The organism is Neorhizobium sp. LjRoot104 (genome assembly GCF_964253725.1).
Lineage (GTDB): Bacteria > Pseudomonadota > Alphaproteobacteria > Rhizobiales > Rhizobiaceae > Neorhizobium.
In genome coordinates this window covers 589,819-612,939 of the sequence record NZ_CAXURS020000002.1, presented here as the reverse complement: position 1 = coordinate 612,939, position 23,121 = coordinate 589,819, and the positions used below count along the sequence as shown (strand labels likewise).

The window sequence follows — 23,121 nt, the reverse complement described above, 5'->3', positions numbered from 1 at the left end:
GTAGACACCAGGGAAAGGTTCAATGGTCACTTCCATCATCAGGCGATTGATACAGGCTCTGTTCGTCATCGTGGCGATGACGATCATTGTCTTTATCGGCGTAAGCGTGATCGGCAACCCGGTCGATATTCTCATCAATCCGGATGCGAACCAGGCGGAGCGTGCACGGATCATCGCCCATTACGGGCTCGATCAGCCTCTGTGGAAACAGTACCTACTGTTCCTGCAGGGATTGCTGCAGGGGGATTTCGGCAATAGCTTCGTCTATGGCCGACCGGCCCTCGGGCTCATTCTCGAACGCCTCCCGGCAACGCTGGAACTGGCCATCACCGCGCTCGGCATCGCCATCGTTTTCGGATTGCCGCTTGGCCTTTACGCCGGACTCTACCCAAACCGGGTGTCGTCCAAGCTCATCATGTCCGGTTCGATCCTCGGCTTCTCGCTGCCGACTTTCTGGGTCGGCCTGATGCTGATCATGATCTTTTCGGTCGAGCTCGGCTGGCTGCCGACCAATGGCCGCGGCCCGACCGTCGAACTGTTCGGCGCGCAATGGTCTTTCCTCACCGGGGAGGGCCTCAGGCATCTTCTGTTGCCGGCCTTCAATCTGGCACTGTTCAAGACCTCCCTCATCATGCGGCTCACCCGTGCCGGCGTGCAGGAAGTCCTGCCCCAGGACTATATAAAATTCGCCCGTGCCAAGGGCCTGCGCGAGCGCCGGGTGATCACAGTGCACGTGCTGAAAAACCTGATGATCCCGGTGATCACCATCATCGGCTTGGAATTCGGATCGCTGATCGCCTTTTCCGTCGTCACCGAGAGCATTTTCGCATGGCCGGGCATGGGCAAGCTAATCATCGACTCGATCAACCTTCTCGACCGCCCCGTCATCGTCGCCTACCTGATGATGATGGTCCTGCTCTTCGTCGTGCTGAATTTCGTCATCGACATCTGTTACACCATTCTGGATCCGCGGATCCGGCTTGACGCAAAGGCTTGACCCATGGCTGAACCAAACGCGCAAGAGAGCAGCGTTCCCGATGCCGGTCCCGGTCGCCTCGCCAAAGGCATCTCGGACTTCTTCCGCTCCCCGGCTGCCGCCATCGGCCTCATCAGTCTGATCGCCATCTGTTGCCTGGCGCTGCTGGCGCCCTGGATCTCCCCGCAGAACCCCTATGACCTGATGCAGCTCGACATCATGGACGGACGTCTGCCTCCGGGTTCGGAATCGATGACCGGCCTTGTCTACCATCTCGGCACCGACAGCCAGGGTCGCGACATTCTCTCGGGCATCCTTTACGGTTTGCGCACGTCCCTGATGGTCGGCGTCCTGTCGGCCTTCGCGGCCGCGGTCATCGGCACCACCGCCGGCCTGTTCGCCGCCTATATGGGGAGGCGCACCGAAACCGTGATCATGCGGCTCGTCGACCTGCAGCTCTCATTCCCGACCATATTGATGGCCCTGATGATGCTGGCCATCCTGGGCAAGGGCGTGACAAACGTCGTCGTCGCTCTGATCATCGCCGAATGGGCGACCTATGCCCGCACCGTCCGTGGCACCGCGCTTGTCGAGCGCGAGAAGGAATATATCGAGGCGGCGCGCATGCTCCGCCTGCCCGGCTGGCGCATCTTGTTCAGGCATCTGCTTCCGAACTGTCTTGCGCCCGTCATCGTCATTGCCACCATGCAGGTGGCAAGGGCGATCGGGCTCGAGGCAACCCTCTCCTTCCTCGGTCTGGGCGCCTCCGTCACCGAGCCGTCTCTCGGCATGCTGATTTCGACCGGCTACCAGTACCTCCTGACCGGCCTCTACTGGATCAGCTTCTTCCCCGGCATCGCGCTTCTTGTAACGATCGTGGCGATCAACCTCGTCGGCGACCGGCTTCGCGATGTCCTCAATCCGAGGAACATGTCATGACCGCCTTGCTCAAGGTAGAAAATCTCGTCACCGAATTCGGTGGCGACGCAGCGAAACCGGGACTGCGGGCCGTCAACGACGTGTCGTTCTCCGTCGAACGCGGCAAGGTTCTCGGCCTCGTCGGAGAATCCGGGTCCGGCAAGTCGGTGACCGGCTTCTCGATCATGCGGCTGCTCGAAAAACCGGGCCGCATAGCGGGCGGGAGAGTGATTTTCGACGGCACCGATATCGCGAGCTGTTCCGACGAGGAAATGCGACGGCTGCGCGGCAAGCGCATCGCGATGGTCTTCCAGGACCCGACGATGACGCTCAACCCGGTGCTGACCATCGGTACCCAGATGGTGGAAGCAGTCCTGGCGCATGACAACGTCTCTAAGGACGCGGCTCGCCAGCGCTCGCGGGATGCTTTGGCACTCGTTGGCATTCCGAGCCCCGAGGAACGGCTTTCCGCCTATCCGCACCAGTTTTCCGGCGGCATGCGCCAGCGAGTGGCGATCGCCATCGCGCTTCTGCACAGGCCTGACCTCATCATAGCCGACGAGCCGACTACGGCCCTCGACGTGACGATCCAGAGCCAGATTATCTCGGAATTCCAGAAGCTCACCGAAGAGTCCAACACCGCGGTGATCTGGATCACCCACGATCTCGCGATCGTCTCGAGGCTGGCCGACGATATCGCCGTCATGTATGCGGGCCGCCTGGTCGAGACTGGTCCCGTGAGCAAGGTGCTGACCGATCCGCACCATCCCTATACGGCCGGCCTGATCGCATCCGTCCCGTCGCAGAACCGTCGCGGCGAACCCCTGCGCCAGATCCGCGGCATGACGCCGGCGATCAATCGCCTGCCCCAAGGCTGCAGCTTTCGCACGCGTTGCGACCGGGTGACGGACGGTTGCCTGGTGATGCCGGCCCTGATCCCGCAAGCCGACCGATCCTTCCGCTGCATCCATCCTGTGATGAAAGGGACTGTATGATGACGGCAACCGACGCGCCCTTGACCGAAGCCGCTTTGATTGAGGCCCCTTTGATCGAGGCCCCGTTGATCGAGGCAAGACATGTCTCGCAGCGCTTCGGCCCGAAGCCTGACCTCGCCGCCAAGATCGCGCTGAGGCTCAAACTCGCAAAGCCCGCGCCGATCGTCCACGCCCTCGACGACGTCAGCCTGACGATCCGCAGCGGAGAGGTCGTCGGCCTTGTCGGCGAGAGCGGCTGCGGCAAGTCGACGCTCGGCCGTATCATCGCCGGGATCACCCCCCCGAGCGATGGCGATGTTCTCTGGAAAGGCATCGACCGGAACGCCATGTCGAGACGCGAGAGACATCAACTCGGCCTCGCCACCCAGATGATTTTCCAGAACCCGATGGCAGCGCTCAACCCACGCATGACCGTCGAGGAACTGCTCTGGGAAGCGCCCAAGACCCATGGCTTGGCCCGTTCATCCGAGCGCGACCTCTATGTCGACAAATACCTGATGCTCGCCGGCTTCGATCCGGTGATGAAGAAGCGTTACCCCCATCAGTTTTCCGGTGGCCAGCGGCAGCGCGTCAATATCGCCCGGGCACTCGCCGTGCAGCCTAAATTCCTCGTCTGCGATGAAAGCGTGGCGGCGCTCGACGTGTCCATCCAGGCGCAGGTCATCAACCTGTTCATGGAACTGCGCGACAAGCTCGACCTCACCTACCTGTTCGTCAGCCACGATCTTGGTGTCGTCGAGCATATCTCCGATCGCGTCGCGATCATGTATCTCGGCCGTATCGTAGAGGAAGCGCCCGTCGAGGAGATCTTCAAGCGCGCCAATCACCCCTACACGCAGGCGCTTCTGTCTGAAGTGCCGCGTATCGAATCCGGAAAGCGACGGTTCAAGCCGGTAGAGGGCGAACTTCCAAGCCCGCTCAATCCGCCGAAGGGCTGTCACTTCCATCCTCGATGCCCGTTGGCGATGGATCGCTGCCGCGCGGAGATACCGCGCAAACTGGAGATTGCACCCGGGCATTGGTCGGCCTGTCACCTGAACAGCTGAGGAAATTCTCGCTTCCTTGCTCTGAACCAATTCAAGCTGCCGTTACGGTTTGCTTCTTCTCCGTCTGCTCGCCGCTCACCTGCTGGGCCAAAAGCTTGGAAAAGACGGGTCCGGCAGAATGACAACGAAGAATTTTGCGTTGTCCATGTGAGGCCCGTACAGTTTGGGAGCCTACGATAAGATGACCAGCAGGCCGTGCACGGCCTGTATCCGAGCCTCGGCGGTGAACACCCCTTCAGAGACAACCCGTGAAGGCGGGTGCTGGCCGGGTCGCCAAAATCTTCAGGTCGTATCGGTCACTTTTGCCATCCCTCTGTACGCCCGCCGGTGGCCGCGTCGAAAAGATGAACATCGGCCGTGCTGACAGCAAGGTTTATCGTCTCGCCGGGACGCAAGGCGACGCGTTCGCGCAGCAGTATTGTCAGATTCTCATCTTGCGCCCGGACGGTTACCTGCGTCTCCGACCCTGTCGGTTCAACTATCGCGACGCGGGCGGCAATGCCACCGTCCGCGACCAAGATGAGTTTTTCCGGCCGCACACCGTAGATCAGCTCGCGATCACTGCCCGCAAGCCTCCGGTCGGGCGGGAGCGGCAGAGGAACGCCGCTTGCAGTCCGGAATATGCTAGGATCGTCGGCCTGAATGCGGCCTTTGATCAGGTTCATGGGTGGCATGCCGATAAAGCCGGCAACGAAAGTCGTCGCGGGATTGTCGTAGATATCAAGCGGCGTGCCGACCTGTTCGACCATCCCGTCTCGCATCACGACGATGCGGTCCGCCATAGTCATCGCCTCCGTCTGGTCATGGGTGACATAGACGGTCGTGATTTTCAGCCGCTGATGCAGTTCCTTTATCTCCGCCCGCATCGCCACGCGCAGCTTGGCATCCAGATTGGACAGTGGCTCGTCGAACAGGAAGACCTTTGGATCCCGGACGATGGCGCGGCCCATTGCCACGCGCTGGCGCTGGCCACCTGAGAGATGGCGCGGATGACGGTCAAGATAGGGTTGCAGCGCCAGAATTTTTGCCGCATTACCGACCCGCCAGGCGATTTCGTCCTTGGCCACGCCGCGCAATTTCAACGAAAAGCCCATATTTTCGGCGACCGTCAGGTGGGGATAAAGCGCATAATTCTGGAACACCATGGCGATGTCGCGATCCTTAGATCTTAGGTCGTTGACGAAGGTTTCGCCGATGGAAAGCCGACCCTCGCTGATCGATTCCAGCCCAGCTATCATCCGGAGCAAAGTGGATTTTCCGCAACCAGATGGGCCGACCAGCACGATGAACTCCCCGTCCTCGATGGCGATGTCGATGCCGTGGATGACCGGCAGGCTGCCGTAGCTCTTCCTGATATTCTGCAATGCAATCGAAGCCATGCCTCTCCTCCTCCCCGGGCGACCTTCAGGCCGTCCCCTCGCCTTCATGATTCAGGGCGGTGCGCTGGCCTGACGAAAACATGATCAGCGCGAACAGGGGCTCGGAACCGAGCGCTCGCGCCCAGTGGCGGATGTTGCGGGGAATGCGGATGGCATCGCCCTGTTGCAACACATACAGCGCGTCGCCGAGCTTGTGTTCGCAACTACCCGAGAGGACATAGAGGATTTCCTCGCAATCGGGGTGCGAATGCAGCTGATTGCGTTTGCCCGGATTGATGCGGCAAGTGCCGAAGGTCATCTCCGCACCCAGCGTGCCTTCGCCGGTTATCTTCCAGTTCAGTTCGCCCCAGGATGTCGGCACGAACTCGCCGCCCGCCTTCCTGAAGATGATGTCGCTTTCCGTCATGTGCGGCTCCCGGATCAAAGAGTGATGGTGACGCCGGCATCGGCGCGTCGGTAGAATTCGAAGAGTTTCATGATCTCGCGCGCGACCTCGAGCGTTCCCTTGGTGATCGGGCGCCCGGACTGGATCGCGTCGGCCAGGTGCAGGATCTCCGGCACGTAGCCGAGATAGAAGAGGTTGTTGTTATAGAGCTGTCCGAGCGAATGCTCCGGCTCGTAGACCAGGGCCGCGTTGGTGTCGGGTTGGATGAAGCTCGCCGCACGGCCATAGCTCGGCAGGTCCGCCTTGCGGAAATAAGTGAGCTTGCTGCCGTTCTCGACGATGGCGTTTGCGCCTTCGCCGATGATCTCGACGCGCTCGAACATGCTGCCGCCGGACTGGCCGGCAGCGAAATGCAGCGTGCCGATCGCACCCGAGCGGAACCTCATGTTGGTGACGGTCGCCCCCGTGGCCGGCTCCCACTCGTAGCTCGCCCGCTCGATCTCGCCGCCGAGAAAATTGAGGATTGAGCCTGGATGATAGATGTGGTCGAGGAAGCTCTGCATCTTGACGAGGTCGCCGCGCTCGCCAGGCGCCGGCAGGCTCTGGGGGTAGCGCAGATTGATCGAGGTCAGCCTGCCGAATTCGGGCGAACCGATCAGGTCCTTGAGCTTCTCGATAGTCGGGAAGAAGGTCTTCTTGAGGCCTGTCATGACCAGGCGCCCGGCAGCGGAGCTGGCCGCCACAAGCCGCTCGATCTCCTCGACGCTGGCCGCGGTCGGCTTTTCCATCCAGACATGGCAACCCGCCTTCAGCGCATCCAGCGCAAGGTCGGTTGCCTGCACCCGCCCGTCTGGATGGTAGGCGGTGACCAGGAATACCAGGTCGGGCTTTTCCTTCGCCAGCATCTCGTGGTGATCGCTATAGGCCCTCTCCGCGCCGAACAGCCTGGCGAACTTGGCCGCGCGGGCGACATCAAGATCGCAGATGCCGAGCAGTTCGACCGGCGCGTAGCGCAGGGCCGGATAGACATTGCGATAGGCATGCCCCCCGGCGCCGATGAAGCAGGCCTTGATGCGGTTGTCGAATTCGAAATTATAGCGGATTTCCCGCTGGACATGATGTGACATGGTCAGCCCTTGATTGCACCTTGTGTCAGGCCCTCGGTAAAGCGGCGCTGCATCAGGATGTAGAGAATGATGACAGGCAGGAAGGAAATGACGGTGCCGGAAAACACCAGCCGGTATTCGGAAGCGTAAGTGCTGGCGAACCTGACCAGGCCGAGCGGAAGCGTCTGTACCTCGGGACTGATCAGCACGATCAGCGGCAGGAAGAAATCGTTCCAGGTGGATAGCGCGCTGATGATGACCAGCGCCTGGATTGCTGGCGTCGAGATCGGCAACAGCACCTTGGTCAGGATCTGCAGATGCGATGCTCCATCGATCTTGGCGGCCTCGATCAGTTCGTCGGGCACGCTGATGAAGAAGCTGCGCATCAGGAAGATGCCGAAGGGAATGCCGCTGCTCACCTGGGCCAGCACGATGCCCGACAGCGTGTTCACCAGGTTGAGGCCGAACAGCACCTGATAGAGCGGGATGACGATGGCCTGGACAGGGATCGTCAGCCCCAAAATGAAAGTGTAGAACAGCCATTCCCTGCCGGGAAAGCGTATCTTGGCCAACGCGTAGCCCGCGGGCACGCAGGTCAGCAGTGACAGGAGCACGACGCCTGCGAGATTGAGCAGGCTGTTGCCAACAAGTTCCCCGAAGCCGCCGATCTGCCAGGCATCCTGGTAGTTGCGCCACATAAGGTCGGCGGGCCAGGCATAGGGATCGGCCAGCCCGATCTCGGCCTCTGTCTTGAGACTCGACACGATGAGCCAGGCAAAGGGGGCCAGGATCAGCAGCATGACGGGAGCGAGGCCAAGCATGAGAGGCCACTCGCGGTGACGGGTACTCATCGGGAAAGCCTCGCGCGCCAGCGGTTGAAGACGATGGTGATGGTGATCGCCAGCAGGCTGAGCAGGATGCACAGCACCGCTGCTCGCCCGTGATCCTGCGACTGAAAGGCCAGTCGATAGATATAGGTGGTGATCAACTCGCTCTGGTAGAACGGCCCGCCGTTGGTCATGACGAAGACGGTCGCGAAGCCCTTCAGGCCGTTGATCATGGCCAGCGACACGACGAACGTGGTCACCTCCCGCAACCCCGGCAGGGTGACATGCACGAGCTTCTGCCAGCTTGAGGCGCCATCGACCTCCGCAGCATCATAGAGCGAGCGATCGATGTTCTGCAGGCCGGCGATGAACAGTAGCATGTAGAGGCCAAAACCCTGCCACGAGCTCGCGACGTTGACGGAGAAAAGCACCAAGGCAGGATCGGAGAGCCAGCCCTGCGTGAAGGACCCCAGCCTCAGTTCCGTCAGCGCGGTATTGAGCAGGCCGTAATACGGATCGTAGATATTGGCCCAGATGACCCCGACCACGGCGAGCGACACCAGATGCGGAAGGAAGAACGCAGTGCGGAAGAACACCTGTGTGACCTTCAGCCTGCTGATGGCCAGCGCCAGCGCAAGCCCAAGGCCGCCGGCCAGGACCACATGGTAGATCAGCCACAGGAACGTATGCCACAGGCTCTGCCAGACGATGGGGTCGGTAGCTGTGGCTGCATAGTTATCGAGTCCGACGAAGCTGGAAGCCGTGTTGAAACCGGCCGAACTGTTGAAGCTCAGCCAGAAGGTGGCGGCGATCGGCAGCAGGCTGAAGATCGCGTAGAGCACCAGGGCAGGCGCCATCAACCACAGCGCGCTGCCGGTGTCGTGGCTGTCGAAGCGACCGGCTACGGACCCTGCCGCTTCGACTGTTACCGTTTTGACTATTGCCGAACGGTTGCCAAGGGGAGCAACAGCGCTGCTCCCGGGCGTTTCACGATTGATCACGCTATTTCGCCTCTGCCATTTTTGCCTGAATCTGCTTCATCCCAGCCTCGCCGGTGACCTGCCCGGAGATCAGTCCCTGGATCACCTGGAAATAGGTGTCGAGCACGGTGGCAGGCAGGTAGACGCTGGGATTATAGCCGACGCCTGCGGCTGCGGCCGCGAAGATCTCCTTGAGCACGGGGGTCGGCGGCTCGATGCCGGTCAGTTCACGCGGATAGATCATGGCGCTGGCCGGCGCCTGGGCGCGTTTCTTCATCACGGGGTCGGACAGCATGAAATCGATCCATTTCATCGCCAGATCAGGTTGCTTGGAATTGACCGGCACGAGCCAGCTCCAGCCGACGCCGCCGGTCGGGATCGCCTCGCCCGGAATGTCCGAGGGCATGGGCGCATAGCCGGCATTGACCAAGTCGTATCCGGCCTTGCGGGCATTGGCGGTGAACCAGGGACCGGCGACGAACATCGCCGCGCGCTTGTTGAACCACAGCCGCGAGGCGCCATCGAGATCGAGGCCCGCCATCTCCTTCTTGATGAAGCCGGCCTCGACCAGCTTTTGCAGACGCACGGCTCCAACCGCGACCTTGGGATCGTCCCAGGCGATTTCCTTGCGTAGGGCCTTGCCGATCGTCTCCTTGCCGCTGGCAGACTGCAGCAGGTTGCCGAACAGGTGGCCCGCGCTGCCGGTTGTGCGCGGACCGATGGCGATCGGCTGCAGGCCCTTGGCCTCGATGGCCGTCAGCAGGGTTTCAAACTCCTTCCAGGTGGCCGGAACCTTCCAGCCGGCCTGGGCGAAGAGATCCTTATGATACCAGATGCCCAGCGCATCCAGTCCGTCGGGCACTTCATAGACTTCGCCGCCAAACTGCCCCTTCAGCTCGGTATAGAGCCAGGGATAAATCTGGTTCTTCCATCCGCGCTTCTCGAATTGCTCGGTCAGCGGCATCACCTGCTTGGCGTTCCTGACGATGCTGATCCGGCCGATGCCGGAATTGGTCAGGATAACGTCCGGCCCTACATTGGACTGGATCGCGGATTGTACTGCACCGTTGCTGATCGTGCCGGTCGGCGGCATGAACTCGACTGTTACGCCGGGATTGGCCTTCTCGAAATCCGCCTTGATGCCGTTCCAGAGTTCGGCGACCAGCGGTTCGGTGATCTGCTCCGGGCCCCACATTTTCAGCGTCTGGGCATTGGCGACGGCGCCTGTGGCGAAAATCGCCAGTGCCGCGACGCCGGCTGCAAGAAATTTCAGCATTGTTTCCTCCTCTTGAACGGCCATGACATGGACCGCCTCCCGTTTTGCTGGAAAAGGGGGACCTCCCTCCCCTTCCCGCCGCCCGGCTATGACGCCGGGTTTTCCTTCTTGAAGCGGGCGAGCACCGCCTGCTGCACGTCGCTGATATGCGCATGCATCAGCGCCTTTGCCTGCGGAATGTTCCGCGCCCTGAACGCGCGCAGGATCTGATCGCGCTCCTGCGCTGCGCGCTCGGCAAACTCCTTGCTTTCATTGGCGATGGCGCGGCAGATCTGGATCTGCAGGGCCAGCCGCGAGAGCGTCTCGATCAGCGGCGCGCTGCCCGACAATTCGGCGATGGTCTCGTGAAATTCGCGGTCACGGGTGCCGTAGGTCTCGAGGTCGCCCCGCCGCAACGCCGCAACCGCTTCGTCCAGAATTCGTTCGAAACCGGCGATGTGGGTATCGCTCATCTGCGGGACCGCCAGTTCCACGGCAAAGCATTCCAATGTCTTGCGCAGTTCGTAGAGGTCGCCGACCTCCTTGCGGCTGAAGCTTCTGACGAAGAAGCCGCGATAGGGCTTGATCTCGATCAGGCCTTCCTTGGCCAGGGTGCCAATTGCTTCGCGGAACGGCGTTCGGCTCACCTGGAGCCGCTCCGTCAGCAGCTTTTCGTCGATCGACACGCCGCTCGGCAGCTCTCCCGATACGATCAGGCGAACGATCTCCTCGTAGATCCGCTCTCGAAGGGTCTGGTGGTGCGGAGCATTCATGTCTTCATTTCCGTCTGGATTTCGATGATTAAGTATGCAATACCAAAAATAATATACAATATGCAAAATGTGGTTTTTTGAAAAATCTACTCCGCCGTGAGGAGACGGCGTAAAAATGGGAGGAATAACAATGGGAAAGGTCTATATCGTCGGCACCTGCGACACCAAGTTCGCAGAACTGGACTATGCCAGGAGGGCGGCCAGACAGGCCGGCGCAGAGGCGATCTTGGTCGATGTCGGCACGCAGGATGCGCATCCGGGCACCGATGTCGCCGCCGGAGAGGTGGCAGCACGCCATCCGTCGGGCGCCGCCGCCGTGCTCGGCCAGACCGATCGCGGCACGGCCATTTCCGCCATGGCCGAGGCGCTGACCGTCTTCCTGCAGGAATGCGGCGATGTCGGCGCCGTTCTCGGGCTGGGCGGCACCGGCAATACCGCGCTCGTCACCCAAGCCATGCGTGGCCTGCCCGTGGGGCTGCCGAAGCTGATGGTATCGACGGTGGCATCAGGCAATGTCGCCCCTTATGTCGGCCCCAACGATATCGCCATGATGTATTCGGTCGTCGATATCGCGGGCCTCAACGCCATATCCCGCAAGGTGATCGGCAATGCCGCCCATGCCATTGCCGGCATGGCGGTGCACCCGCCAGTCCTGTCCGACGACGACCGGCCGGGCGTCGGCATCACGATGTTCGGCGTGACGACCGCATGCGTCACGCAACTGAGGGATATGCTGGGCGAGACCCGCGAGCTATTCGTCTTCCATGCCACCGGCGTCGGAGGGCGGTCGATGGAGAAGCTGGCGGATTCCGGCCTGTTGCAGGCGGTCATCGATGTCACGACGACGGAAGTTCCGGACCTTCTGGTCGGAGGCGTGTTTCCCGCGACGGAGGATCGTTTCGGCGCCATCATTCGGACGAAGATGCCCTATGTCGGCTCGGTCGGGGCCGTGGACATGGTAAATTTCGGTGCGAAGGAATCCGTGCCGGCCGAATTCCACGACCGCTGCTTGCATGTGCACAATCCCCAGGTGACCCTGATGCGCACCACGCCGGAGGAGAACCGGCAGATCGGCGCCTTTATCGTCGAGAAGCTTAACCGCATGGACGGGGCAGTGCGCTTCCTCCTGCCGTTGCAAGGTGTGTCGGCGATCGATGCGCCGGGGCAACCGTTTCACGATCCAGCCGCCGACGAAGCCCTGTTTTCGACCATCCGCGCGGGCTGGCAGACCGCGCCGAACCGGCAGTTGGTAGAGATCGACGCCCATATCAACAGCCCTGAATTCGCAGCCGCACTTGCTGCCAATTTCCACGACATAACCGCCTGAGGATTTCCGCTCTTCTTCGAAACCCTCTCCGTTTCGTCTTTTACGCAATTCCGGCCGCAACCCACTGCACAATTTGGCTGGAATTGCCCTGAGGAAAAATCATGACACGCCATTCACGCAACGACATCCTAGACCGCCTGCGCCGCAAGATCGCCGACGGGCGGCCGATCATCGGCGGGGGCGCCGGTACCGGCCTTTCCGCCAAGAGCGAGGAAGCCGGCGGCATCGACCTGATCGTGATCTACAATTCCGGCCGGTACCGCATGGCCGGCCGCGGTTCTCTGGCCGGCCTCCTGGCATATGGAAACGCCAACGACATTGTGCGGGACATGGGCCGCGAAGTACTTCCTGTGGTGCGCCACACGCCCGTTCTCGCCGGGGTCAACGGCACCGACCCCTTCATGCTACCCGACCTGTTCCTGGACGAACTGAAAGCCATGGGGTTTGCCGGCATCCAGAACTTCCCGACGGTCGGCCTGATCGACGGCACGTTCCGCGCCAATCTGGAGGAGACCGGGATGAGCTTCGACCTGGAGATCGACATCATCGCGCGCGCGCATGCGAAGGACATGCTGACGACACCCTATGTCTTCGGAGAAAGCGACGCGATTGCCATGACCAAGGCCGGGGCGGATATCGTCGTGTGCCATCTCGGGCTGACGACCGGCGGCGCGATCGGGGCCGAAACGACCGCCACGCTCGACGAATGCGTCGAACGCGTCAATGCCTGGTCGGACGCAGCCCGCTCGGTGCGCGACGACGTCATCATGCTATGCCACGGCGGCCCTATCGCCATGCCGGAAGACGCCGCTTACGTGCTCTCCCGCTGCAAGGGCTGCGACGGGTTCTATGGCGCGAGTTCCATGGAGCGGTTACCTACGGAACAGGCGATCAAAGCGCAAATCGAGGCTTTCAGCAGCCTAGCTAGTAGAAGGTAGCTTCCGCCGGCAAGCGATGTCGGACCCTGCGGCCGGCATGTCCGCTGTCGTCTATTGCGGTTCCATGGGTGATTGGCCACTTCTGACGGACGCCCAACGCTGCACTTCAACGAAACCGACAGCCTTTCGGAAAGCCACTGCGCCCGTTACGACAGCCTCGGGAGGGCAAGTTGATGGAACGCACGCAGGTTCTCCAATTGATGGGCACACTCAAGCTCTACGGAACGCGCGCCGCCTAAGCATCGAGAACGATGGCCAAATCCAGATCAACAGAGTAATAGCCCCAAGCGATGCCGCGATCGGCCGATCAAAGAACGCGACCAGCGAACCACCTGATTTCATCATCGAAGTCAGGAAATTCTGTTCCACAAGCGGACCGAGTACGATACCGAGGACGAAGGGCGCGATCGGAATGCCGTTTTCTTCCATGAAATAGCCAAGGACGCCGAAGGCAAGCGCCACGCCGACTGCGGTGATCGTATTGTCGACGGCGAACGAACCAACTATGCAGAACACCAGGATGATCGGCATGAGAATGGAAAGCTTCACCTTCAGGATCGAGCGGCCGCAACGGATCGCCACCCAGCCGAGCGGGATCATCAGCAGGTTGGCAAGCACGAAGGCCATGAAGATGCCGTAGACCGTCTGCGGGTTGTTGAGGAAGATCGTCGGCCCCGGATTGACACCTTTCATGAATAGAACGCCGATGACGATCGCGGTGATCGCGTCGCCCGGGATGCCGAACACCAGCGCTGGCACATAGGCGCCGCTGACCGCGGCATTGTTGGCGGCACCGGCGGCTGCAAGCCCTTCCTGTGATCCCCGCCCATATTCCTGCGGGTTCTTCGAGAATTTCTTGGCCAGCGAATAGGAAACCCACGCGGCGATATCCGCACCCGCGCCGGGGACGATGCCGATGATGGTTCCGAGGATGTTGCCCTGTGCGATCGCCTTGCGCTGCCGCCAGAGAATACCGGCCAGCCCGGAAAACACGCCCCGCAATTCCGCTTGTTCGAGCGCCAGCTTCGGATCGCGATGGGCATAAAAACGAAAGATCTCGGCGATGGCGAAGACGCCGATCATGACCGGCACGAGCGATACGCCACCGATCAGCGCAGAACTGCCGAAAGTGAAGCGCGGCACGCCGCTGACCGGGTCGATGCCGATGGTCGAGACCAGCAGGCCGAGCGCCAGCGAGATGATGCCCTTGATCGGCGATCCCTGCATGATGAAGGCGGATGTCGTCAGGCCGAGCAGGCAGAGCCAGAAATATTCGAAGCTGCTGAACTTCAGGGCGATCATCGCGAGGGGTGGAGCAAAGACCGATAGCACGATGGCGCCGAAAATGCCGCCGATCGCCGAAGTGAGCAGGCATATCCCGAGCGAGACATGCGCCAGCCCCTTCTTGGTCAGCGCATAGGCATCGTCCGTATAGGCCGCCGAGGCCGGCGTTCCCGGCATGCGAAGCAGAGCCGATGGAATGTCGCCGGCAAACATGGCCATCGCCGATGCGGTCACCATCGCCGCCACTGCCGGCACTGGATCCATGTAGAACGTCACCGGGACCAGCAGTGCCGTCGCCATCGTGGCGGTCAGTCCGGGGATTGCGCCGATGAACAGCCCAAACACCGCGCTGGCGAAGATGACCATCAGGACATAGGGGGAAAAGAGTTCGGCAGCCGCCGCAAGGAGATGAGCCGTCATAGCCAGATTGCCCAGGGTTGAAGGAGGCCGCGCGGCAGGGGCACGAGCAGGCCCTTCGAGAACATGAGATAGATAAAGACGCTCGCCACCAGCGAAAGCGCGATTGCGAGCAGGACCCGCATGCCGCCGAAGATCAGAAGGACGGCAAGCGTCACGGCTGCGAGCGGTATGAACCCAATCAGTTCGCTGAAGTATATATACGCCAGCATCGCCAGCAGCACCAGGAGAGGCCCTGCGAGCCGGGGCCGGCCGGTGTGCGGCGAGGCAACGGCGTCCTCATTCTCGACGGCATCCGGCCGGAAAACCGCAAGCGCCACACCTGCCGCAACGGTCGCTATTCCGAGCAGGACCGGGAAGAACCCCGGCCCGTAGGCGATGTGAGACCCGGCCATCGGCTCCGGCAATTGCAGCGCCATGTAGATAACTGCAATGCCCAATGCCGCGATCAGAAGGCCAAGCCCCCTGTCTCCGAGATTAGTCATGGAACTACTCCCGACTTTGGGCGTCACTTGCCCTTGAGGGCGCTGATGACCTTCGTCGTCTCGTCGAAATGATTGCCGAGGAAGGTCGTGAAGTCCGCATGGTTCAGCCAGGCGACGCCGAAGCCGCGTGCTTCCATGCCCTTCCTGAACTTGTCGCCGTCCACGACTTTCTTGATCGCGCCCTCGATGCGCGACACGAGCGCCGGATCCATCTTTGCCGGGCCGCCGATGCCGCGCCAGGTCCCGCCAACATAGGATTTCCCCAGCTGTTCCTTGACCGTCGGCACTTTCGCATCGATCGCGACACGTTCCTCGCTCATAACGGCCACGGTGCGCACGACGCCGGCCTGGGCAAGTGCTGTGGTTTCAGGAATGGAGCACAGGACGACATCAACGCCGCCTGCAGCCAATTCCTGCAACGCGGCCGAGGAGCCGGGGCCGGGAATGAGGTTGAGCTTGGTGACATCGACGCCCTGATCGAGCAGCATGGCGACGAAGGGAATATCCCAGCTCGCATTGCAGGCTCCGCCGCAATGAATCTTGAGCTTGCCGGGATCGGCCTTGATCGCGGCGACCAGTTCCTTCATGTCCTTGAAGGAAGAGTCCTTTGCCACATGGATGGCCGATGGATCCGCGTTGAACTGGGCAATGGCCGTAAAGGTCTCTGGCGTGAAATTGGCCTGCCCGAGCAGCTTGAACTGGGCGATCGGAGAGAGCTGGCCGAGCGTATAGCCGTCTTTCGCGGCGTTCGAATAGGTCGTGTAGCCGACGATACCCGAGGCCTGCGCCTGGTTGACGATCGTGAACGGCTTACCGAGAGCGGCCTCGAGCTCTGCGCCGAGAAGGCGCATCGTGTAGTCGCTGCCGCCACCGGCACCCGCAACCACGACCAGCGTGACGGGGCGCTCAGGCCATTCCGCCATGGCAACGGATGCGGACAGCGTAACGCCGGCGAGCGCGAGACCGCCGGCAACACGCGAAAATACTGTAGAACGATTGGTCATGAATTCCTCCCTTGTGAAAGCTTGCGGGTGTCGTGCCGCGATAATTCTCCGACAGAAGTCCCGGCGGCATACCTCCATGCCGCCGGGGCTGACCGATTGGCGTCAGGCCGCCATTTTGAACGGGACGTCGAGGCCGGCGAATGCGTCGGCGATGCGGCGCTTGCGGGCTTCGTCGGGCATGCGCATGGGCGCACGCGGCAGTGCCAACGGCACGCCCTGCAGCGACTGGGCATACTTGATGCAGGCCGGCAGGTCGTCGCAGATCAGCGCGTTCCAGAAGGTCAGCAGCTTGCGGTGAAGCGCCAATGCCTCGACATGGTTGCCGGCCTGGACCAGATCCCACAGCTTGACGACGGCGGCAGGCGCCGCTGCGGGATTGGCCGCGATCGTGCCATGCGCACCAAGTGCAAAGCTCGGATAAAGAAGCGCATCGACGGCGGTGAACACCAGCTTGCCTTCCGGGACCTGCTGCAACAGATCGGCCAGCAGCTTCAGGTCGCCATTGCTCTGCTTGACGCCGATGACGCCCGGCACTTCCGTCATGATGCGGATCAGCAGCGCGGGGCTCAGGTAGCACCACGGCACGACGTTGTAGATCAGAACCGGCAGGCCGCTTTCACCGGCGATCGCCTTGAAGTGCTCGACAATCGCGTCATCGGACGGGCGGAAGACGTAATGCGGCGGGGTGACCTGCAGCGCCACCGAGCCCGCCTTCCTTGCCATCTTGCAGCGGTCCACAGCCTGGCGGGTGGAATTGATGATGACGCCGGCGATCAGCGGCGCCTTGCCGTCGAGGGTTTCGGCGGCGGTCTCGAGCAGCGCCTGCAGTTCGGACATTTCAAGTGTGTGGCCTTCGGCCGACGAACCGCCGACACAGATGCCATGCACGCCGGAATCCAGCATGAAGCGGATCTGGGTCTTGAACTGGTCGAAGAGGATATCGCCATTGGCGTCGAAGGGTGTTGTGGTTGGCGGTATGATGCCAAAGAACTGCGGCGCTGCGGCCATCGCTTCCTCCATTATGCGAACATAATGTTTGAATAGTGGACATATACAAGCCCGTCAAGGATAAAAGAAGGCGCGGGAGCTCTTTGATGAAACGATCCCTCAACGAGACGCGGCTGATCGATGGCGCGCCGTATAGCATTGATTTAAATGAACAATTCAACGATTTTTGGGCCGCGCCACGCCACCGGCCGCAGCGGCATTGCGCCCGCTTCAGCCGACAGGGGCTTGCATCGAACCCATGCAAGCCTCAATCGCCGTTTCGCTCGTATCCCAGGCGACGCGAAATCTTCTCCGCCTGAGCCACGACCAGACTGCCGTATTCCCGGATGGTCTGGTCGGTGAAATTCTCTTTCTTGCCCGTCACGCTGATCGCGGCAAAAACCCTTCCGCTCGCGTTGCGGATGGGAGCGGCCACACAGCGGCGCCAGTCCTCGTATTCGGCATCGTCGATCGAATATCCTCGCTCGCGGATCGTGGCGAGATCATCCATCAACTGTTTGCCGGTCGTGATCGTATTCGGCGTCAGTGCCGTGAAGCCGTGGGATATGATCCGGTCGATGACCGATTGCGGCTGGAAGGCAAGTGCGGCCTTGCCGGTGGCACTGCAATAGGCGGCGGCGCTTTCCAGCGTGACTACACGATTCACTTGGCCAACCTTTGAATCAGCGCGTTCGACCATCACGATTTCGAAACCGTCGAACACACCGAGATGGACGGATTGACCGGTCTTGTTGACGAGCGTCGCGATGCTTTCGCTTGCCTCCCGCTGGACGTCCATGTTGGCCAGAACGGTATTGCCCAGCTCGAAGAGCTTGAGGCCAAGCCGGTATTTCTCGCGGTCGCGATCCTGGTCGATCAGGCCAAGCGCCCGAAGCGACCCGACGATGCGATGCACCGTGGTGCGCGGCAGCTTGGTGCGCCTGGCGATCTCGAGGACGGAAAGAGAGCGATCATCACGCGAAAAACAGTCCAGAACGGCAAGCATCTTCGAAAAGGATAGCATCTGGCTGGAATTGCGTTCACCCTCCCCTTCAGATTTATCGATCTGCATTGACATTCCCGCTCCTGATCAAAATCGTCTCGAAGCCCTCGGTTACCATGGTTCATCGACGGTTGAAACGTCGCCGGTTGAAAGCCGCTATGCGATGGCCTCGCAAAGTTTGGCGAATGCGAGCATGCCCGGATCGTCGAGGCCGATCGTCTGGTCGGCGAACATTCGAGCTCGCCCGATCTTGTTTGGCTTGCCGCGGAATTCGGTCAGGACGCCCGCAGCCGCCTTGACCGCCTTGGCCTTTGCCTCTGCGGGATCGCTGACCCCCTCCAGCACCTGCGCGACCGCGTCAATCGCATCGAGAACCGTCTTGTCACCAAGGTTAGCGCCGCCTCGCGCCATCATGGCATCCCGCGCCAGCCCCAGCAGGCGACCGAGTTCGAAGACGGGGACGGCCGGTTTGCCCTTGGTTTCCCTGGCGAAGGTCATCAGTGCGGTCGCAAACAATGTTCCGAGGCTGGAGCCGGTCGCCGTTGCAGCCGCCCGCGCATAGGCCGAGAAACAGGCGCCGACGTCGTCCTGCGAGGCGATCGCGGCCCCATCGATCGCGTTGATGACGCGCGCAAGCATGCCGCCGGTATCGCCGTCGCCGAGCTTGGCGTCGGCATCGTTCAGTTCCTGCTCGAGATGCACCATGGCGGAGGCGGCCTTCGAGGCCGCCTCCATGACATCAGATACATTGAAGTCTCTCATCCGACCCTCCAGAATGGGCAATAGGCAGGAGCCGCCAGCATCGACTTCAGTTCCTCGTCGAGGAAGCAGAGGCTAATCGAGGCTCCCGCCATTTCCATAGAGGTCACGTAATTGCCGACGAGCGGCTGCACGATCGAGAACCCGGCGGCGGAAAGCTTCTGCGAGGCGCGGCGGAAGAGGATAAAAAGCTCCTCCAGCGGCGTCGCACCCAGGCCATTGACGAGGATCGACACGTCGGAACCGGCGCCTTTCGGCGTTTCGGCGATAAGCCGCTCCAGCATCTCGTCGGCAATCGCATCCGCGGAACGAAGTTTGTTGCGCCAGATTCCGGGCTCGCCGTGAATGCCCATGCCCATCTCGATCTCGTCGTCGGCGAGCGTGAAGGTCGGCTTGGCCGACCCCGGCACCTGGCAGGGCGCCAGCGCCACGCCGATCGTACGGGTCGCGGCAACCGCCTTGGCGGCAATGGCCGTTACCTCGTCGAGATCGGCGCCGGTTTCGGCCTTGGCACCGGCGATCTTGTAGGCATAAACGATGCCGGCCACGCCGCGGCGCTTGGCGCTTTCCTCCGGCGAGGCGCTGGCAATGTCATCGGTGCCGAGCACCGTCGTCGTGAGGATCTCGTCCTCCAGCATTTCGCCGGCCATGTCGAAATTCATCCGGTCGCCGCCGTAATTGCCGTAAAGGCGAAGGACGCCGCGACCACCGTCGGCGAGCTTTATCGCATCCATGCAGGAGCCGACATTCGGCCCCTCGAAGACGTTGCCGATCGAGCAGGTGTCGAGAAGGCCCTTGCCGACATAGCCGGTGAAGAGCGGCAGATGGCCCGAACCGCCGCCGGAGGCGACGCCGACCTTGCCCTTGCGGGCGCCTTCCGCCCGGCGGATCACCCGGCCGTTCTCGCCATCGCGCACGATCGAGGGGTTGGCCATTGTTAGACCGTCCAATGCCTGGTCGACGAAATCGCCAGGCGCGTTCATCAGCTTCTTCATGTCAGTGTTCTCCCATGCCCGAAGGCAACATCTTGCCGGGATTCATGATCCCATTGGGGTCCAGTGCGGCCTTGATCCTGCGCATCACGTCGAGCGCATCGCCATGTTCCGTTTCCATGTAACGAATCTTGCCGATGCCGACCCCGTGCTCGCCGGTGCAGGTTCCGCCGAACTCGATGGCGCGCAGGCTGACACGGCTTGCAAGCGTCTCGGCCTTCTTCCGCTCCTCGGGCTTGTCGGGATCGAAAAGGATCGCCAGATGGAAATTGCCGTCGCCCACGTGGCCGACAAGCGGCGCCACCATGCCGCTTTCCTCGATATCCTTCTGGGTCGCCTCGATGCAGGCGGCAAGTTCCGAGATCGGCACGCAGGCGTCCGTGCCGATCAGCTTGCAGCCCGGGATCAGCGCCACATTGGCGAAATAGGCATTGTGCCTCGCGGTCCACAGGCGCGAACGCTCCTCCGGCCTGTTGGCGAACTGAAACCCGTCGCCGCCGAACTCCGAGGCGAGCGACTGCATCATCTCTGTCTGCTCCGCCACCACGGCCGGCGTCCCATGAAACTCGAAGAACAGCGTCGGCAGTTCCTGGAATTCCTCGAGCTTTGAATAACGGATGCAGGCGCGCATTTGCATCTGGTCGGCAAGCTCGATGCGCGCCACGGTGATGCCGATCTGCAGCGCCGCGATCACGGTGCCGACCGCGCTTTCCATGTCAGGAAACTGGCAGACCGCCGAGGAGATTGTTTCCGGAATCCCGCTCAGCTTCAGCGCTATCTCGGTGATGATGCCGAGCGTACCTTCGCTGCCCACATAAAGGCGGGTGAGGTCCAGCCCGGCAGAGGATTTGCGTGCACGCCCGCCGGTGCGGATGATGCGGCCATCAGGTGTGACAACCGTCAGGCCAAGCGTCACCTCGCGCATGGTTCCGTAGCGGACGGCGTTGGTGCCGGAGGCCCGCGTCGCGGCCATTCCGCCAAGCGTTGCATGAGCGCCGGGATCCACCGGGAAGAACAGTCCGCTCGAGCGCAGCTCGGTGTTGAGCTGTTCCTTCGTCACGCCGGCCTCGACGCGGCAATCCATGCTCTCGGCATTGATCTCGATGATCCGCGTCATCCCGGAAAGGTCGAGGGCCACGCCGCCATAAAGCGGTACGACGTGGCCCTCCAGGGAGGATCCGGCTCCGAACGGGATGAGAGGCGTGCGCGTCTCGTTGCAGATCGCCGCGATCGCCGCGACCTCTTCGGTCGTCTGAGCGAACGCGACGGCATCCGGCATGGCGCTATCGGGCAGGCCCTCGCCGTGGCCGTGCTGTTCGCGCACGACCCGCGAGGTGACGATCCGATCGCCCAGAAGGGCGGCCAGTCTGGGCAAGGTGATGGTGTCGAAATCGGACGATAGTTGGATCACCGGCTGCATGACATCACCTCAACGCAGGTACTGGAGCGGCACGGTTACCAGCTCCGGGAAAAGAACCAGCAGGAAAAGCACTAGGATTTCGGCGATCAGGAACGGCGTCACCCCACGTATGACCGACCCTAGCGGGACCTTCGCGACACCCGCCGCAACGTTCAGAACCGTGCCGACCGGCGGCGTGATCAGGCCGATGGCGTTGTTCATGATGAACAGCACGCCGAAATAGACCGGATCGATGCCCGCCATCTTGATCACCGGCACGAGGACTGGCGTCAGGATGAGGATTGTCGGCACGAAGTCCAGCGCGGTTCCGATGATCACCACGAGAACCATGATGACGAACATCAGCATGATCTTGTTGTCCATGAAGGGCTCGAGAAAACCGCTGACTTCCGCCGGCACGTTGGCGATCGTGATCAGCCAGGCCGAGACCACGGCGGTCGCCGCGAGGAACATCACCACCGACGTGGTTTTCGCCGCCGACAGGAACACGTGGTACAAATGGCTGATCTTCAGCTCGCGATAGACGAACATTCCGACGATCAGGGCATAGACTGCGGCGACGACCGCCGCTTCCGTCGGCGTGAAGACACCCAGCTTCAGGCCGCCGATGATGACGACAGGCAGAAAGAAGGCCCAGACACCATCGACAAGGGTCTTTCGGCGCTGCTCCCAGCTCGCTTTCGGTGTGGTGACAACCTTGTCGCGGCGAGCGACCAGCCACCATGTCGTCATCAGGGCAACGCCCATCAGGATCCCGGGCACGATCCCGGCAAGGAAAAGCTGGCGAATGGAAACATTGCCGGACACGCCGTAAAGCACCAGGCCGATCGACGGTGGAATGATCGGCGCGATGACGCCGCCGGCCGAGATCAGGCCCGCAGAGCGGGGTATGTTGTAATTCGCCTTGCGCATCATCGGGATGAGCAGCGCTGCGATCGCGGCCGTATCGGCCACGGCCGAGCCCGAAAGCGATGCCATGATGACCGACGCGATGATGGCGACATAACCAAGGCCACCGCGCCAGTGACCGACCCAGGCCATGGCCGCTTCGACGATGCGCCGCGACAGGCCGCCTGCATTCATCAACTCGCCGGCAAGCATGAAGAAGGGCACGGCCATCAACGGAAAGCTGTCGGCGCCGGTGAACAGGTTCTGGGCGATGATCTGGGCATCGAAATTGTTGAGATAGACCATCAACGCGATGCCGGTGACCAGCAGGGCGAATGCGATCGGCAGCCCGATCGCCATGGACCCCAGCAGGGCAGATACGAAAACGACGACGGTCATGCATTCTTCTCTTCGGATTTCGCGGCGGCCATGGCCGGTCCGGCGGCTTCGATCGCCAGCGCCTCTTCCGTATCGACGACCGAGAACAGGTCGTCATTGCGGATACGGCCTCTCGCCAACTGGTAGAGACGGGCGACCGTCAGGGCTATGATGCCGATGCTGAGCACGTAGGCCGAGGCATAGACGTATTCCATCGGAATACCCATGACCGGCGAGTAGTTCTGCATGTTGACCGAGTGGCCACGGGCCGTGCCGAGGAAGATCAGCGAGCAGCTCCAGATGATCAGCAGCGAGCAAAGAACGAAGCAGATCTTCCGGCCCATCGGCGGGAGGGCGCTGACGAGAAAGTCAGCTCCGAGATGCGCCCTGTCTCGCATGCCCACGACCGTGCCCAGGAAGGCCAGCCAGATGAAGGCGAAACGGGAGAGTTCTTCGGAGACGGTCAGGCCGGAATTGAACCCGTATCGCAGAACGACATTGCCGAATACCATGACGACCATGCATGCCAGCAGGGCGACGAGGATGAGTTCAAACAGGCGAAATAGCCAGTCGACGTAGCGCATCAAATTTATCTCCCG

The 23,121-nt window shown here is 61.7% G+C and carries 23 protein-coding genes; 6 read left to right on the top strand and 17 right to left on the bottom strand.

The features are described from left to right. Positions 1-22: 22 nt before the first annotated feature. The 4 genes from ACSQ8R_RS25120 to ACSQ8R_RS25105 are packed head-to-tail and all read left to right on the top strand — an operon-like array spanning position 23 to position 3,935. On the top strand, positions 23-997 hold the full coding sequence (locus ACSQ8R_RS25120) for an ABC transporter permease (RefSeq protein WP_436256060.1): 975 nt from the start codon (positions 23-25) through the stop codon (positions 995-997). Between the two features lie 3 nt (positions 998-1,000). Then, positions 1,001-1,915 (top strand): ABC transporter permease, encoded by a 915-nt coding sequence (locus ACSQ8R_RS25115; protein ID WP_436256059.1) that lies wholly within the window; start codon positions 1,001-1,003, stop codon positions 1,913-1,915. Next, entirely contained in the window at positions 1,912-2,889 is a 978-nt protein-coding gene (locus ACSQ8R_RS25110) for an ABC transporter ATP-binding protein (protein WP_436256058.1), read from the top strand. The genes ACSQ8R_RS25115 and ACSQ8R_RS25110 overlap by 4 nt, the downstream gene beginning before the upstream one ends. Beyond that, the gene (locus tag ACSQ8R_RS25105; RefSeq protein WP_436257277.1) at positions 2,889-3,935 is read left to right on the top strand and encodes an ABC transporter ATP-binding protein; all 1,047 of its coding nucleotides are present in this window, start codon (positions 2,889-2,891) and stop codon (positions 3,933-3,935) included. The genes ACSQ8R_RS25110 and ACSQ8R_RS25105 overlap by 1 nt, the downstream gene beginning before the upstream one ends. Before the next feature lie 296 nt (positions 3,936-4,231). Here ACSQ8R_RS25105 and ACSQ8R_RS25100 read toward each other — a convergent pair whose 3' ends face one another. The 7 genes from ACSQ8R_RS25100 to ACSQ8R_RS25070 all read right to left on the bottom strand — a co-directional run bounded on the left by ACSQ8R_RS25100 (position 4,232) and on the right by ACSQ8R_RS25070 (position 10,640). Beyond that, positions 4,232-5,314, bottom strand: a complete 1,083-nt coding sequence (locus ACSQ8R_RS25100; protein WP_436256057.1) for an ABC transporter ATP-binding protein — start codon at positions 5,312-5,314, stop codon at positions 4,232-4,234. Between the two features lie 25 nt (positions 5,315-5,339). Next, positions 5,340-5,720 carry a cupin domain-containing protein gene (locus ACSQ8R_RS25095; RefSeq protein WP_436256056.1) on the bottom strand — a complete coding sequence of 127 codons (381 nt, stop codon included), beginning with the start codon at positions 5,718-5,720 and terminating at the stop codon, positions 5,340-5,342. Positions 5,721-5,734: 14 nt separating this feature from the next. Next, positions 5,735-6,826: a Gfo/Idh/MocA family protein gene (locus ACSQ8R_RS25090; RefSeq protein WP_436256055.1), complete on the bottom strand. Its 1,092-nt coding sequence runs from the start codon at positions 6,824-6,826 to the stop codon at positions 5,735-5,737. A 2-nt stretch (positions 6,827-6,828) separates the two neighbouring features. Then, a complete protein-coding gene (locus ACSQ8R_RS25085) occupies positions 6,829-7,656 on the bottom strand; it encodes a carbohydrate ABC transporter permease (protein ID WP_436256054.1) in 828 nt (275 codons plus the stop codon). Continuing rightward, complete coding sequence (locus ACSQ8R_RS25080; RefSeq protein ID WP_436257276.1) at positions 7,653-8,573, bottom strand: carbohydrate ABC transporter permease; 921 nt, start codon at positions 8,571-8,573, stop codon at positions 7,653-7,655. The genes ACSQ8R_RS25085 and ACSQ8R_RS25080 overlap by 4 nt, the downstream gene beginning before the upstream one ends. Positions 8,574-8,634: 61 nt before the next feature. Further along, positions 8,635-9,888 (bottom strand): ABC transporter substrate-binding protein, encoded by a 1,254-nt coding sequence (locus ACSQ8R_RS25075; RefSeq protein WP_436256053.1) that lies wholly within the window; start codon positions 9,886-9,888, stop codon positions 8,635-8,637. Positions 9,889-9,974: 86 nt separating this feature from the next. Further along, a complete protein-coding gene (locus tag ACSQ8R_RS25070; protein WP_436256052.1) occupies positions 9,975-10,640 on the bottom strand; it encodes a GntR family transcriptional regulator in 666 nt (221 codons plus the stop codon). Positions 10,641-10,770: 130 nt separating this feature from the next. Here ACSQ8R_RS25070 and ACSQ8R_RS25065 point away from each other — a divergent pair, with 130 nt between their 5' ends. Together ACSQ8R_RS25065 and ACSQ8R_RS25060 are read left to right on the top strand one after the other, a co-directional pair. Then, on the top strand, positions 10,771-11,967 hold the full coding sequence (locus ACSQ8R_RS25065; protein ID WP_436256051.1) for a Tm-1-like ATP-binding domain-containing protein: 1,197 nt from the start codon (positions 10,771-10,773) through the stop codon (positions 11,965-11,967). Positions 11,968-12,068: 101 nt separating this feature from the next. Then, the gene (locus ACSQ8R_RS25060) at positions 12,069-12,905 is read left to right on the top strand and encodes a phosphoenolpyruvate hydrolase family protein (protein WP_436256050.1); all 837 of its coding nucleotides are present in this window, start codon (positions 12,069-12,071) and stop codon (positions 12,903-12,905) included. A 210-nt stretch (positions 12,906-13,115) separates the two neighbouring features. Here the strand turns inward: ACSQ8R_RS25060 and ACSQ8R_RS25055 are convergent, their stop codons facing one another. From ACSQ8R_RS25055 to ACSQ8R_RS25010, 10 genes are all read right to left on the bottom strand, one after another. After that, positions 13,116-14,609, bottom strand: a complete 1,494-nt coding sequence (locus ACSQ8R_RS25055; protein ID WP_436256049.1) for a tripartite tricarboxylate transporter permease — start codon at positions 14,607-14,609, stop codon at positions 13,116-13,118. Beyond that, positions 14,606-15,091 (bottom strand): tripartite tricarboxylate transporter TctB family protein, encoded by a 486-nt coding sequence (locus tag ACSQ8R_RS25050; RefSeq protein ID WP_436256048.1) that lies wholly within the window; start codon positions 15,089-15,091, stop codon positions 14,606-14,608. Before ACSQ8R_RS25050 ends, ACSQ8R_RS25055 begins: the two co-directional genes overlap by 4 nt. A gap of 23 nt (positions 15,092-15,114) precedes the next feature. Then, on the bottom strand, positions 15,115-16,095 hold the full coding sequence (locus tag ACSQ8R_RS25045) for a Bug family tripartite tricarboxylate transporter substrate binding protein (RefSeq protein ID WP_436256047.1): 981 nt from the start codon (positions 16,093-16,095) through the stop codon (positions 15,115-15,117). Between the two features lie 102 nt (positions 16,096-16,197). Beyond that, the gene (locus ACSQ8R_RS25040; protein ID WP_436256039.1) at positions 16,198-17,103 is read right to left on the bottom strand and encodes a dihydrodipicolinate synthase family protein; all 906 of its coding nucleotides are present in this window, start codon (positions 17,101-17,103) and stop codon (positions 16,198-16,200) included. A 247-nt stretch (positions 17,104-17,350) separates the two neighbouring features. Beyond that, a complete protein-coding gene (locus ACSQ8R_RS25035; protein ID WP_436256046.1) occupies positions 17,351-18,154 on the bottom strand; it encodes an IclR family transcriptional regulator in 804 nt (267 codons plus the stop codon). Positions 18,155-18,241: 87 nt separating this feature from the next. Next, complete coding sequence (locus tag ACSQ8R_RS25030; RefSeq protein WP_436256045.1) at positions 18,242-18,847, bottom strand: DAK2 domain-containing protein; 606 nt, start codon at positions 18,845-18,847, stop codon at positions 18,242-18,244. Beyond that, positions 18,844-19,839, bottom strand: a complete 996-nt coding sequence (locus ACSQ8R_RS25025; protein ID WP_436256044.1) for a dihydroxyacetone kinase subunit DhaK — start codon at positions 19,837-19,839, stop codon at positions 18,844-18,846. Before ACSQ8R_RS25025 ends, ACSQ8R_RS25030 begins: the two co-directional genes overlap by 4 nt. Before the next feature lies 1 nt (position 19,840). Then, positions 19,841-21,256: an FAD-binding oxidoreductase gene (locus tag ACSQ8R_RS25020; RefSeq protein WP_436256043.1), complete on the bottom strand. Its 1,416-nt coding sequence runs from the start codon at positions 21,254-21,256 to the stop codon at positions 19,841-19,843. A gap of 9 nt (positions 21,257-21,265) precedes the next feature. Beyond that, positions 21,266-22,543 carry a TRAP transporter large permease subunit gene (locus tag ACSQ8R_RS25015; protein ID WP_436256042.1) on the bottom strand — a complete coding sequence of 426 codons (1,278 nt, stop codon included), beginning with the start codon at positions 22,541-22,543 and terminating at the stop codon, positions 21,266-21,268. Then, complete coding sequence (locus tag ACSQ8R_RS25010; protein WP_436256041.1) at positions 22,540-23,106, bottom strand: TRAP transporter small permease; 567 nt, start codon at positions 23,104-23,106, stop codon at positions 22,540-22,542. Before ACSQ8R_RS25010 ends, ACSQ8R_RS25015 begins: the two co-directional genes overlap by 4 nt. Between the last annotated feature and the right edge of the window lie 15 nt (positions 23,107-23,121).